Below are 12,878 nucleotides of genomic sequence, written 5' to 3' on the forward strand. Positions count from 1 at the left end.
GTCCGCACCATGATCAGCGACCTGTTCAGGCTTGATGACAAGGTGGCCATCGTGACCGGCGCCTCGAGCGGTCTTGGCGTGGCCTTTGCCCAGGCGCTCGCCGAGGCCGGCGCCGATGTGGCCCTGGGCGCCCGTCGGGTGGACCGGCTCGCCGACACCCAGGAGCTGGTCAGGGCGGCCGGCCGGGAGGCGATCGCCGTAGCCACCGACGTCGCCGACCCCGCGCAGTGCCAGACGCTGGTGGACGCGACGATGGAGCGCTTCGGCAGGGTGGACATCCTGGTCAACAACGCCGGCATCGGCACCGCCGTCCCGGCCACTCGCGAGACGCCCGAACAGTTCCGCCAAGTCATCGACGTCAACCTCAACGGCTGCTACTGGATGGCGCAGGCCTGCGGCCGGGTGATGGGTGAGGGCGCCAGCATCGTCAACATCTCCTCGATCCTCGCGATCACCACAGCGGGACTGCCGCAGGCGGCGTACGCCGCCAGCAAGGCGGCTCTGATCGGACTGACCCGCGACCTCGCTCAGCAGTGGACCGGCCGCAAGGGCATCCGCGTCAACGCGCTGGCGCCTGGCTTCTTCGCCTCCGAGATGACCGATCAGTACCCCGCTGGCTATCTGGACGCGATGGGCGCGCGGATTCCGGCCGCGCGCAAAGGCGAGGCGCAGGAGCTCGCCGCCACCTTGGTCTGGTTGGTCTCGCCCGCAGGTGGCTACGTCACCGGTCAGACCATCCCGGTCGACGGTGGGCTGACCATCACCTGACGGGACTCACCGTTGAGCTCAGACCGGCTCGAGAAGGGCGTCTGCGATCCCGGCGATCTGCTCGGGCCCGACCCGGCAGCAGCCGCCGACCAGGCGCGCGCCGTCACGCACCCAGTCCCGCGCCGCCGTGGGCTTGAAGTCGCCCTCGCCGATCCAGGATCGCGACGAGTCGTCCCAACCCTCGCCACTGTTGGGGTAGACGACCACAGGCTTCCCGGACAGTCGAGCAGCCTGTGACACCAACGCCCGCGCGGCGATGGCCTCACAGCAGTTGACTCCCACAGCAATGACCTCGGGCACGTCGCCGGCCATCGCAAACGCCTCGGCGATCGGCTCGCCCCGACGCGTGGTGTCCTCGTCGGCCGTCATGGACAGCCAACAGGGGACGCCCGTGCCCGCGATCTCGGTCAGCAGAGCCTCCGCCTCTGCCAGCGATGGCAGCGTCTCCAGCGCGAGCACGTCCGCTCCCCCCTCGGCAAGCACCGCCAGTCGCGGCCGGTGCCAGGCCCGCAGCTGCTGCACGGTCAGCCCGTAGTCACCGGTGTACTCCGAACCGTCCGCCAGCGCCGCGCCGTACGGCCCTACCGAAGCAGCCACCCATCGCGGCCTGTCGTCGTCGAAGGTCAGCGCTGCCTCTCTGGCGAGGGCGATGCTGCGTTGCAGCAGACGGTTGGCCCCGGCTCGATCAACGCCGCGCTGGGACATCCCCTCGTAGGAGACCTGGTACGACGCCGTCGTCGCGACCTGAGCACCAGCGGCAAAGTAGTCAAGGTGGGCGGCCACGATCTCGGCTGGGTCGTCGACCAACAGGCGAGCTGACCACAGATCGTCAGTCAACTCGTGGCCGCGCTCCTCGAGCCTGGTCGCCAGCCCGCCGTCGAGGATCACCGGGCCGGCTCGCATGACCTCGAGCAGGCTGGCGCACATCCGCCCATCATCAACCCAGAGCGCGGCCGAGGCAATGTCGCGATCTGCTGCGGTGTTCTTGCGCCTCCTGCGCCCCTGTGGGTGCTGCGTGCCGGGTCTACCTGGCACTCACCCCCCACAACCGCGCACCAGACGGGCCGAGATGCAGTTTCGGCCCAAGCGGCGGACCCTATCCCTGCTGCGATCCCGCCAGTCACACCCGTCGCTGGTTCATCAAGTTAGGTGGGGAAGACGTCACCTCTCACGGCGCATACGCAATGAGAAGTGCGGGCATACCGAGATACCTTGTGAAAGCGGTGACCGGAGCGACCACCAGCGCCCGGCAACCCGGCGAGCACCCGGACCCGAGCCTTGGAGGCGGACGCCCGGTAGCGCTCGGGGTCGGGTCGTCGGGCAGGATGCCCGGGTAGACCCGACCCGAGGGGACGACCTCCATGTCCGAGCAGACGCTGCCCGCCGATCCGGTGACCCCGGCGAACTGGCAGGGCAACGGCGCTCTGGCGATGTTCGACGCCATCAGCGACCAGGTCGCCAGCCAGGCGTCGTTCGGCGGACCAGACACCAAGGAGTGAGCGTGGCCGACATTCTCGGACCTGAGGACTCCTCCCGGGTCCCACGCTTCGCAGGCACACCGACCTTCGCCCGGTTGCCTCGCCTGGACCAGGTCTCGCACGCAGATATCGCAGTGGTCGGTGTCCCGTTCGACAGTGGGGTCAGCTATCGACCAGGCGCCCGGTTCGGCCCGGCCCATATCCGAGCAGCCTCCAAGTTGCTACGCCCCTTCAACCCCGCGCTGGGGCTGGCACCCTTCGCCCACCAGCAAGTCGCCGACGCCGGCGACATCGCGGTCAACCCCTTCGACATCGACGCCGCGATCACCGAGGTGCAAGCGGGCGCAGGCGACCTCTCCTCGGGAGGAACGCGACTGCTCACCCTGGGCGGCGACCACACCATCGCGCTGCCGCTCCTGCGTGCTGCGGCCTCGGCACATGGCCCGATCGGCGTGCTTCACTTCGATGCTCACCTGGACACCTGGGACACCTACTTCGGGGCGCCGTACACCCACGGGACGCCGTTCCGCAGGGCGAGCGAGGAGGGCCTCCTCGACCCTGAGCGGTGCCTGCACGTGGGCATTCGCGGTCCTCTGTACGCCGCTGACGACTTGGTCCAAGACGGTGCCCTGGGCTTCCAGATCATCACCGCCGACAGCCTGCTCACCCTGCCGGTATCGACGCTGGTGGAGCGGATGCGAGCCCGGCTCGGATCGGGACCAATCTACGTGTCGGTTGACATCGACGTGCTCGATCCCGGCTTTGCGCCCGGCACGGGCACACCAGAGGCGGGCGGGCTCGCCTCACGCGAGTTGCTCGCCTTCCTGCGCGGCTTGGCCGGGCTGCGCCTCGTGGGTGCCGACATCGTCGAGGTCGCGCCGGCGTACGACCACGCCGAGATCACCGGCATCGCTGCCGCACGCGTGGCCTACGAGTTGATCTCGGTGATGGCACCCCAACTGATGGCCCCTTCGTGAGACCAACGTCGTCCACCGGAAGCGCCGGGGAGGGCCGGATTCACCGATGGGCGCCGATGATCGCAGCCCTGGTCTTCCTGGTGACCCTGAATCTGCGGCCCTCGCTCACCGTGGTCGGACCGCTGCTGCCGCACATCGGCGACGACGAGGGACTCAGCGAGGGGATGTTGGGCCTGCTCGGGGCGCTGCCACTGGTCGCGTTCGCCATGGTCTCCCCGCTCGTGCACCAGCTCTCCACTAGGTGGGGCGCCGACCGCGCCATGTTGGCCGGGCTGCTGGTCCTCGCCGGCGGCATCGGACTCCGCTCCTACACCGGCTCGGTCGGTCTGTGGCTCGGCACCCTCGTGATCGGATCCGCGATCGCGGTCGGCAACGTGCTGGTGCCGGCGATCGTGAAGCAGGACTACGCCTCGAACGTCTCCCGCGCCACCGGCATCTACTCGGCCTGCATGGGAGTCGGCGCGGCCGTCGCCTCCGCGGTGGCGGTGCCGCTGGCCGCTGCGACGGATTGGCGAGGGGCGCTCGGCTTCTGGGCGTTGCCGGCGCTCGTTGTTGCGGTGTTGTGGTTGCCTCGAGCCCGCTCGGGCGCGAGCGTGGTGGAGCCCCAGCCGAGCGATGGCCACCCGCCGGTCAGCGTGTGGCGACAGCCGATGGCGTGGCTTCTGACCGCGTTCATGGGTCTGCAGTCCACGATCTTCTACGTGATGGTGACCTGGCTGCCCACCATCGAGACCTCGGCCGGCCTCTCCGCGGGAGAGGCCGGGCTGCACCTGTTCAGCTACCAGCTTGTCGGACTGCTGGCTGGCCTGGCGATCCCCCGGCTGATGCGGCGCCCCGACAACCAGGTCGTGGCTGCCGTGACATCGAGTGTCCCGGTTGTCATCGCTGCGCTGGGTCTACTGTTCGTGCCCGATTTGGCGCTGCTGTGGGTGGTCGTGGCCGGATTCGGCAGCGGGTCCTCGCTGGTGCTGGCACTCTCCTTGATCAGTCTGCGCGGGCGCAACCACCAGGAGACCACCCAACTGTCCGGCATGACCCAGTCGCTGGGCTACCTGTTCGCCGCGGCGGGGCCGGTCGTCGCCGGCTACCTCGGTCAGCGCACCGGGAGCTGGCAGGCCACCTTGATCCTGATCGCCGCGCTGGCTGTCGCCCAGACCGCGGTCGCGATCCCCGCTGGCCGGGACCGAACGGTCCACTCGGGCGTGATGCCCTAGGTTCCCTGGAGATCGCGAGTTCTCTTCACCACGATGACCGGACAGGAGGTCAGCCGGACGACCTTGTCCGCCACCGAGCCGAGCAGGAGGCCCTCGAGCCGGCCCTGACCACAGGCGCCGACGACCAGCACGGTAGCGGTGTCACCGGCGGAGATCAGCGTCTGGGCGGCGGGCGCGGCGACGACATGCACCTCGACACTGGGTGCGGCCAGGCCCGCCCATTGCTTCTCGAGGAAGGCGCGAAGCGACTCTCCGAGCTCGGCCTCGGAGGGGACGTAGCCGAACGGCAGGCCGTCGGGCCGCGGCGCGGTCGACATCGAGTAGCAGCGGATGACATGCAGAGGCAGGCCACGCCTGGTTGCCTCCTCCGCCGCGAACTCGACGGCCGCTCGCGCGTTGGCCGACCCGTCGTCTCCCACCACCACGCCCGACGGCGCGAGCTCCGCTGTCTCACTCATGCCTCGATCATGTCATCGACATGCGGGGCCCCGGACCTCCAGGCTCGACCTCCAGGCTCGCTCCTACAACCCCGTCGAGCCGGGTCGGCGTTATCCGATGATGACGGTCTGCAGCTCGGAGAACGCTTCTAGGACGTGGGCACCGCCGACTCGGCCGCGGCCGCTGTCGGTGCCGGAGCGACCGCCGAACGGCAAGTGGCTCTCCCAGTAGTTCGACGACTCGTTGATATTGACCCAACCCGTCCGCACCGCGTCCGCGAAGGCCATCCCGGTGGCGAGGTCGCGCGTGTAGATGCCGGCCAACAGGCCGTACGGCGAGGCATTCGTCAGCGCGATCGCCTCGTCCAGAGACGAGATCGAGACCACCGGAGCGATCGGTCCGAAGGTCTCCTCGGTGGCGGCGACGGCGTCGGCCGGGACGCCGCTGAGCACCGTGGGCTCCCAGTAGAGGTCCGTCGGGCGGCCGGCCTCGCGTGCACCGCCGGTGACGACCGTGGCGCCACGGTCGATGGCGTCCGCCACGTGCTCGTCCATCTTCACCGCCACGCCGGCGTTGTTCAGCGGACCCATCGTGGTGGCGTCGTCGAACGGGTCACCCAGGTGCACCTGGGCCTGAACGGCGGCGGCGAGCCGGTCGGTGAACTCCTCGCGCACCCGCTCGTGCACCAAGAGCCGCTCCCCGGCCGTGCAGGACTGCCCTGCGCACAAGAAGCAAGCCCCGACGACTCCTTCGACCGCCCGGTCGAGGTCGGCGTCGTCCATCACGACGATGGGACCGTTGCCGCCCATCTCGAGCACGGCAGGCTTCCCTGCCGCCGCAGCGGCGACCAGTCGACCGGTAGCGGTGGAGCCGATGAAGGCCACCGCATCGGTGTCCGCACTGCGGGCGATCTCGTCACCCACGACCGGGCCGGGGCCGGTGACCAGATTGAACACACCCGCCGGCAGGTCCGCCTCGGCCACACACTCGGCCAGCGCGACGGCACACACCGATGTTGACGGCGCCGGTGTCCAGACCACGGTGTTGCCCGCACCGAGCGCTGGCGCGACGAGCTCCGAGGGCATCGTGTAGGGCCAGTTCCACGGCGAGATCACCCCCACCACACCCAGCGGCCGACGCACCAGGAGAGCACGCTTGCCGGTGCTCGCCGAGTTGGGGAGGAAACCGCCCAGGCGCTTGCCGTCCTCGGCCGCCATCCGCCAGTAGAGCACCAGCTCGGCCACCTCGTCGTACGCCTCGGTCCGCAGCGGCTTGCCCTGGTCCAGGGTGAGGGTGCGCGCCAGATGGTCGCGGCGACTCTCGATGACGTCCGCGACCCGGTGCAGCATGGTGGCCCGATCGAAGGCGGACAACCGCTCCCACACAGGCGCAGCCCGCCTGGCGGCGGCGATCGCCGTCCGAGCATCGTCGCGATCGCCGTCGGGGACGGTGCCGATCACCTCTCCGGTCGCCGGGCTCCACGCCTGCGCGGTCGCTCCCGCCGCCGCTGCCTGCCACCTCCCATCGACGAACATCTGGTAGTCGTGCGACTCGACTGAAGTCGTGGACTCGGACACGTCGTCCTCCTTGTCGACCGGACCCCTGCCGGGGTCACCGGGGCAGCCTAGTCACTCTTGCGTCGCCGGGATCCTGGGCAGGCCAGTCGCCTGCAATGATCGTCATTGATGCCCGCTCCGATCGAAGACTATGCGCTCCTGAGTGACTGCCGAACCGCCGCGCTCGTCTCCCGCGACGGCAGCATCGACTGGCTGTGTCTCCCCCGGTTCGACGCTGGCTCTGTCTTCGGTGGCCTTCTGGGCGACGACGGGCACGGCCACTGGGGCCTTCGCCCGGCCGAGATCGAGGCGACCTGCACTCGGCACTACGAAGGCGACAGCTTCGAACTCGTCACCCGGTGGGAGACGGCGTCCGGCGTTGCCGAGGTGCATGATGTGATGCCGATCGATCAGCGACGTCTCGACGTGGTCCGCCGCATCGACCTCGTCCGCCGGATCGTGGGAATCAGCGGCACGGTGGACTTCACTCACCGACTGCAGCTGCGCTTCGACTATGCCCGCGCACTCCCGTGGGTTCGCCAGGTCGGCAGCGCCCACTCGCCGGAGCTGCATGCGATCGCCGGACCAGATGCGCTGGTCATCCGCGGGGCAAGGCTCGATGCGGACAACCACGCGCGCAGTAGAGCGGTGACCGTGAGGGCCGGTCAGACTGTCGACATCACTCTGACCTGGTATGCCGCTCACCACGACGCGGCCGACCCACTCCCCTGCGACGCCGCCATCGCCCAGATGCAGATCGTCTACGGCGTCGACGGCGAGCGGGATCTGTGGGAACGGGAGCTGGCCAGCCTGCCCGGATACGACGGCGCCAGCCCGGTGCGAATCGGGAACGGCGCGGCGGAGCAGTATCAAGCAGATGTCGTCGGTGAAGTGCTCGTGGCGCTGAGCGCCGCCCGCGCGGCCGGCCTTCAGGAGTCGGCATTCTCCTGGCCGCTGGAGTGCGCCCTGCTCTCCCACGTCCACGATCAGCTGGAGCGGCCCGACAACGGCATCTGGGAGATCCGCGGGGATCCGCGGATGTTCACCCACTCCCGAGTCATGGTGTGGGCGGCCTTCGACCGGGCCGTCCGCGCGGTCCGCGATCACGGCCTCGACGGCCCGGTCGAGCTATGGGAGCAGTTGCGCGACCAGCTCCACGCAGAGATCGACGAGCAGGGCTACAACGCCGCCCGCGGCCATTTCACACAGTCCTACGGATCGACCGAGGTTGATGCGGCCTTGTTGATCTTGCCGCAGGTCGGCTTCTGCGCAGCGAATGACCCGCGGATGCTCGGCACCGTCGCTGAGATCGAGCGCGTGTTGTTGGCAGACGGGCTAGTGCACCGCTACCGCACTGAGGCAGGCGTGGACGGACTGGCCGGGGCTGAGCATCGTTCCTCGCCTGTTCGTTCTGGCTGGTCCAGCAGTATGCGGCGACGGGGTGAACGCCCGAGGCGAGGAGACTCATGGATCGACTGTGCGGGCTCGCCAATGATGTGGGCATGCTCTCGGAGGAGTACGACGTCGAGGGTCATCGGCATGTCGGCAACACTCCGCAAGCCTTCTCACATCTCGCCCTGGTGCGCGCGGCCGACGCTCTGGTCCGGGCCGCCGACCAGGAGAGCCTTGCGCCGCCGGCATCACACTGACGCTACAGACGCGCCGACCACCATGCGGTCACGAGCTGCGACGGGTTGCGCTCGTCGTCATCCTGACCGAATCACGTCCACCCCCGACGGAAGGATCCACTATGGCTGCCCCCACCAAGGATCCGGACAAGCCCACACCGCGCCGACGGGCGAGCGCGGCGCAGAAGCGCGGCGTGGCGAAGAAGGCTGCGTCGACCAAGAAAACCGCCGCGAAGAAGACCGCGCCGAGGAAGCGCGCAGCGGCACCCGAGAGCTCGGTCGCTATGCCAACGGGGTCAGAGCCGGTCGCAACGATGGCGATGGACGCCGCCTTCGCTCCAGCCGCCCCCCGCGGCACCGGCCGTCGCCCACTGCGGAACATCTCCGAGGTTCGCCACTTCTTCCGCACCAACGACGTGCCGATCTACTTCGTGGGGGCGACGCCCTTCAACCTCCTCGGCCTGGACCGCTGGGTCCGCAACTTCAGCTACATCACCTACTACGACGCCTGGGACGGCGCGCATCCGCGGGTCTTCACGCCGAGGTACAAGCCGTACGTCGAGTTCGAGAGCGGCGAACACATCAACAACTGGCTGTTGGAGAATCCCGAGGTGCGCGCCTTCATCAGCGCCCGCGCCAAGCCGGGCGTGCGGCCGAAGATCGCGATGGTCTTCTTCGACCAGGAGACCGAGCGGATCTGTGACGAGCTCGGCTATGACCTGATCCTGCCATCCGCAGAACTGCGGGCCCACCTCGACTCCAAGTTGGTGACCACCCGCCTAGGCAACGAGGTCGGGGTGCCCAGCGTGCCCAACGTGCTGGCGACCGTCGAGGACTTCGAGGGCCTCATGAAGGCTGCCAAGGGGGCCGGGCTCGGCAACGACCTAGTCGTGCAGACGGCGTACGGCGACTCCGGCAAGACCACCTTCTTCATCGCCTCCGAGAGCGACTGGCGCAAGCACCGCAAGGACATCGTGGGCCACGAGGTCAAGGTGATGAAGCGGATCAACAATCGACCGGTAGCCGTCGAGGCCGTCCTCACCAGCTCCGGCACGATCGTTGGTCCTTTCATGTCGGAGCTGACCGGACACCGCAAGCTCACGCCGTACCGCGGTGGTTGGTGTGGCAACGAGATGTTCCCCGAGGTGCTCACCGGCGACCTGCGGAGCCGGGCGGCAACGCTGGTGCGCCGCCTCGGCGACAGGCTCGGCCAGGAAGGCTACCGCGGCTTCTTCGAGGTCGACGTGCTGGTCGATGTCGACGCCGACGAGGTCTATCTCGGAGAGCTCAACCCACGCATCAGCGGCGCCTCCTCGATCACCAACGTGACAGCGGGCGCCTACGCCGATGTGCCCCTGTTCCTCTTCCACCTCCTGGAGTTCCTCGACGTCGACTTTGACCTCGACGCTGAAGAGATCAACCAGCGCTGGCAGGAGTTGGCGGCTGTCGACCTGTGGTCGCAGATGATCATCAAGGAGACGGCACCCGAGGTGGAGCAGATCCTCACCGCCGCGCCGACCGGCGCCTACACCCTCGACGGCAACGGCACCCTGATCTACCAACGGGCCGCCCTCGACTGGCACCAGCTCCAGAACGACAACGAGGCGTTCTTCTTGCGGATCTACGGGGCCGGCGACTATCGCTGGAAGGGTGCCGACCTCGGCGTCCTGGTCACCAAGGGGCGGCTGCAGACCGGGAAGCCCGGTCGACCCACTCGGCTCACCATCAGGGCCAAGCACCTGATCGACTCAGTGCGCGCCTACTACACCGGCGTTCCGCTTGCTGCTCCGGCCGAGGTCGCCGAGGCACCCCTCCCCGAGCAGACCGTCGAGCCCGTCGAGGAGGTCGCAGCATCGGTCACCGAACGGCCCGGGGCGGTCAAGGGAAGTGCCGTTGCTGCGAGTTAGACTCGGTCGCCGTTGGGCCGGGTGACATCCGTCTGGTGGGATCCACGGGTCAGGCCCCAAACAAAGGAGGTCGGGAAGCACCGTGGGGCCCGGAGAGCAGGCTGGCCAGTCGGACGGCCCGGTGATCCTCGACAGACCGGTCACTCTGGAGAACTGGCAGACAGCGCCGCAACTGCACTGGGCCTTCCAGCACATCGAGGACCTCTTCCCCACCGCGGTGATCTCCCGAGGAGTCGGTCCGGTCGCTACGCTCGCGCATGCCGTCTCTGACCTGACCGCGATCCAGGTGACGCTCTACGACGGCACCGTGCTCGAGGTCGGCGAGATCATGGCCGCGACCGACACCGACGGCTGGATCGTGACGCGACACCGCGAGGTCGTCGCCGAGCACTATCCGCAAGGCATGGACCCCGACCGACGGCATCTGCTGATGTCGGTGAGCAAGTCCCTGATCGGGACCGTCGCCGGCGCCCTGGTGGACCGCGGCCTCCTCGACCCGACCGCCCCACTCACGACCTATGTGCCCGATCTGGGACGAAGCGGGTACGCCGGCGCGACGGTGCGCCATCTGCTCGACATGCGCTCGGGGATCCGGTTCTCCGAGGAGTACCTCGACCCCGATGCCGAGGTGCGAGTCCTCGAGCAGGCGATCGGCTGGGCGCCACGCAGGGACCCGACGGTCCCCCACACGATGTATGACTTCCTGCTCACCTTGGAGCAGAAGGATGCCCACGGCGGCCCCTTCGAGTACCGCAGCGGTGAGACCGACGTCCTCGGCTGGATCTGCGAGGCCGCTGCCGGAGAGCGGATGCCCACCTTGATGTCTCGGCTGCTCTGGAGCCCCTTGGGCGCCGAGCACGACGCGACGATTGCCGTCGACTCGGCCGGCGCGGGCATGTTCGACGGCGGCATCTGCGCCACCCTGCGGGATCTGGTCCGCTTCGGGGCCATGCTCGCGCGGGGCGGCACCTCCCTGACCGGAGAGCAGGTCGTCTCCCCGGGTTGGCTCCACGACACCTTCCGCGGCGATCCCGACTCGCGCGAGGCGTTCGCCGCCAGCCCGAGCGAGACGCTGATGCCCGGTGGGATGTATCGCAACCAGTTCTGGCTTCCCTACCCTGACCGCGACATCCTCGTCTGCCTCGGCATCCACGGCCAGATGATCTACGTCAACCCCGCCACCGGAGTCGTCGGCGCCAAGCTGTCCAGTTGGCCCGAGCCACAGCACGCCTGGAAGCTCTTCTCCACCCTGCGTGCCTTCGACGCGATCTCACAAGCCATCCGCTGACCCAGGCGATCGGACGCGTCGCCTCGGCGGCCGCGACCGAGCCGCGCTCATCCACGACGAGGTCGCGCCGTTGGGGGCTGCCGTGCCCTCTCAACCTGCTCGGACTCTTCTGACGATTGCGGTGACCCGGTCGTATGCCTCTCTCCACTTCATGATATTAATGATTCTCATTTTCATTACGATCACAGGAGGAACCATGCGAGTCCCGTCTTGGCGACCGGCAGCTGCCATGCTGGCCGGCGCCCTGACCATCGCCGCACTCACCCCGACAAGCGCGGTCGCCCAGCCGGCTCAGGATCGACAACGTGGCGCCGCGCAGGAGTGGTTGCTCGTCGCCGACACTGTGGCCGAGCAGGTCTATGTCGTCGGCGCCGACTCCGGCCAGGTCACCGGCACGCTGAGCAACGTGGAGCTTGGCACGCACGCGGGCACCCTGCAGCTCGGTGGCGGCAAGGTGGCGTTCATGGACGAGTCGAAGCCGGAGCTCGACGTGGTGAAGGTCAACTCGGCCGGCGTCCCGCGCATCATCGCGCACTACCCGATCCCGAACCCCGACGGAGAGTGGGAGCGCGCGGGCTGGATGGCCGCCGACCCGACTCACCGTTACGTCGCCGTCGGCTCGGACTTCGACGGCTCCACGACCCAGCAGGCGACCATCGTTGACCTGCGCACCGGCCGCAGTCACACCGCCGAGCTCACGGTCTCCGCAGTCCAGACACCTTCCGGCCTCTCCAACGAGGAGATGGAGGTCTTCCTCGTCGGCCAGCCGCTGCGGCTCGTGGTCAGTGCAGGCGGGCACCTGGACGCCTACCGAGTCTCCGACATCATGGCCGGGCGGAGCCACCCGAAGGCCTTCGCAAGGACCGCACTGTCCGCCTACCCGCACGGCCCGATCGTCTCCGCGGACGGCACCGTGGTGGGGAGCACCGTCGCCCTCGGCCACCAGACCGTGCGCATCACCAAGAGTGGATTCGGCGCCTCGGCCTTCTCGCTCTACCCGCGACCGAGCGTCGAGAGTTACCGACCGGCGATGGCTCCCGATGGCACCACGGCCCTGGGCTCGCACGCCGGAGCCACCGAGGTCGGCACGACCTGGGACCAGACCCCGGCCTACCTCACCATCGGCTCCACCCGTCGGGCTGGCCTGCGGACCGTAGTGCTCGGGGAGGGCAGCGCCACCCGCGTGACCCCCACCGACGACTACGCCGCGGTGGCTCTCACCAGCGGCTCGGGCGACAAACTGCTGCTGCTCAAGCGCAACACCCGCACCGACGCCTACACCGGCGGCCTGAAGAGTGTGGCCCTCGAGCCTCTCGAGAATGGGCCCGTCGCCGGGGAGCCGACGACCGGGAAGGCCACCCGCTACCTCACCGCCACTCCTGACGGGGACCACGTCTTCGTGACCCGTGGTGGCGAAGGCACCATCACCGAGATCGACGTGACCGGGACCAAGCCGGTCAGCACCCGCACCATCACGGTGCCGTCGGCACTCTCCAACGGTGGCTATCTCATCACCATCGACGCGAACCAGAAGCCCTACGACCTGGTGGCTCGCTGATCGGTTGATGCCGGGGGAAACCTACTGGTGTGTACGGCGCGCCTGGCGCGTCGTACACACCAGTAG

General features: G+C 68.7%; 11 protein-coding genes and 1 pseudogene. 9 read left to right on the forward strand and 3 right to left on the reverse strand.

What is annotated here, in order from left to right:
* Positions 1-9: 9 nt before the first annotated feature.
* The gene (locus tag QM714_RS06825; protein ID WP_415098850.1) at positions 10-768 is read left to right on the forward strand and encodes an SDR family NAD(P)-dependent oxidoreductase; all 759 of its coding nucleotides are present in this window, start codon (positions 10-12) and stop codon (positions 766-768) included.
* Positions 769-786: 18 nt separating this feature from the next.
* On the opposite strand, the gene mmuM is transcribed toward QM714_RS06825, so the two are convergent.
* On the reverse strand, positions 787-1,695 hold the full coding sequence (gene mmuM, locus QM714_RS06830) for a homocysteine S-methyltransferase (protein WP_415098852.1): 909 nt from the start codon (positions 1,693-1,695) through the stop codon (positions 787-789).
* 434 nt (positions 1,696-2,129) lie between these two features.
* Between mmuM and QM714_RS06835 the strand changes: the two genes are divergently transcribed.
* Genes QM714_RS06835 through QM714_RS06845 form a run of 3 tightly spaced genes read left to right on the forward strand, consistent with a single transcriptional unit; the run spans position 2,130 to position 4,437 of the window.
* On the forward strand, positions 2,130-2,267 hold the full coding sequence (locus QM714_RS06835; RefSeq protein WP_415098854.1) for a hypothetical protein: 138 nt from the start codon (positions 2,130-2,132) through the stop codon (positions 2,265-2,267).
* Positions 2,268-2,269: 2 nt separating this feature from the next.
* Complete coding sequence (speB, locus tag QM714_RS06840; RefSeq protein WP_415098856.1) at positions 2,270-3,223, forward strand: agmatinase; 954 nt, start codon at positions 2,270-2,272, stop codon at positions 3,221-3,223.
* 56 nt (positions 3,224-3,279) lie between these two features.
* Entirely contained in the window at positions 3,280-4,437 is a 1,158-nt protein-coding gene (locus tag QM714_RS06845) for a CynX/NimT family MFS transporter (RefSeq protein ID WP_415098858.1), read from the forward strand.
* Here the strand turns inward: QM714_RS06845 and QM714_RS06850 are convergent.
* Both QM714_RS06850 and QM714_RS06855 read right to left on the reverse strand, forming a co-directional pair.
* Complete coding sequence (locus QM714_RS06850) at positions 4,434-4,895, reverse strand: universal stress protein (RefSeq protein WP_415098860.1); 462 nt, start codon at positions 4,893-4,895, stop codon at positions 4,434-4,436. The genes QM714_RS06845 and QM714_RS06850 overlap by 4 nt on opposite strands.
* 90 nt (positions 4,896-4,985) lie before the next feature.
* On the reverse strand, positions 4,986-6,452 hold the full coding sequence (locus QM714_RS06855; protein WP_415098862.1) for an aldehyde dehydrogenase family protein: 1,467 nt from the start codon (positions 6,450-6,452) through the stop codon (positions 4,986-4,988).
* A gap of 108 nt (positions 6,453-6,560) precedes the next feature.
* On the opposite strand from QM714_RS06855, the pseudogene QM714_RS06860 reads away from it, so the two are divergent.
* The 5 genes and pseudogenes from QM714_RS06860 to QM714_RS06880 all read left to right on the forward strand — a co-directional run.
* Positions 6,561-7,748: pseudogene (locus QM714_RS06860) on the forward strand (glycoside hydrolase family 15 protein); the annotation flags it as partial.
* A gap of 149 nt (positions 7,749-7,897) precedes the next feature.
* Positions 7,898-8,080: a glycoside hydrolase family 15 protein gene (locus QM714_RS06865; protein ID WP_415098864.1), complete on the forward strand. Its 183-nt coding sequence runs from the start codon at positions 7,898-7,900 to the stop codon at positions 8,078-8,080.
* 101 nt (positions 8,081-8,181) lie between these two features.
* The gene (locus QM714_RS06870; RefSeq protein WP_415098866.1) at positions 8,182-9,966 is read left to right on the forward strand and encodes a biotin carboxylase; all 1,785 of its coding nucleotides are present in this window, start codon (positions 8,182-8,184) and stop codon (positions 9,964-9,966) included.
* An 82-nt stretch (positions 9,967-10,048) separates the two neighbouring features.
* A complete protein-coding gene (locus QM714_RS06875; protein ID WP_415098868.1) occupies positions 10,049-11,254 on the forward strand; it encodes a serine hydrolase domain-containing protein in 1,206 nt (401 codons plus the stop codon).
* A gap of 196 nt (positions 11,255-11,450) precedes the next feature.
* Positions 11,451-12,812 carry a hypothetical protein gene (locus QM714_RS06880; RefSeq protein ID WP_415098870.1) on the forward strand — a complete coding sequence of 454 codons (1,362 nt, stop codon included), beginning with the start codon at positions 11,451-11,453 and terminating at the stop codon, positions 12,810-12,812.
* Positions 12,813-12,878: the final 66 nt, after the last annotated feature.

It is taken from the genome of Nocardioides sp., assembly GCF_047602075.1.
GTDB lineage: Bacteria > Actinomycetota > Actinomycetes > Propionibacteriales > Nocardioidaceae > Nocardioides.

Excerpts from the sequence above, each read along its gene's own strand:
- QM714_RS06835 (WP_415098854.1), top strand. The coding sequence starts at position 2,130 with ATGTCCGAGCAGACGCTGCCCGCCGATCCGGTGACCCCGGCGAACTGG.
- QM714_RS06825 (WP_415098850.1), top strand. The coding sequence starts at position 10 with ATGATCAGCGACCTGTTCAGGCTTGATGACAAGGTGGCCATCGTGACC.
- mmuM (WP_415098852.1), bottom strand. The coding sequence starts at position 1,695 with ATGTGCGCCAGCCTGCTCGAGGTCATGCGAGCCGGCCCGGTGATCCTC.
- QM714_RS06870 (WP_415098866.1), top strand. The coding sequence starts at position 8,182 with ATGGCTGCCCCCACCAAGGATCCGGACAAGCCCACACCGCGCCGACGG.
- QM714_RS06845 (WP_415098858.1), top strand. The coding sequence starts at position 3,280 with ATGATCGCAGCCCTGGTCTTCCTGGTGACCCTGAATCTGCGGCCCTCG.
- QM714_RS06880 (WP_415098870.1), top strand. The coding sequence starts at position 11,451 with ATGCGAGTCCCGTCTTGGCGACCGGCAGCTGCCATGCTGGCCGGCGCC.
- QM714_RS06850 (WP_415098860.1), bottom strand. The coding sequence starts at position 4,895 with ATGAGTGAGACAGCGGAGCTCGCGCCGTCGGGCGTGGTGGTGGGAGAC.
- QM714_RS06865 (WP_415098864.1), top strand. The coding sequence starts at position 7,898 with ATGGATCGACTGTGCGGGCTCGCCAATGATGTGGGCATGCTCTCGGAG.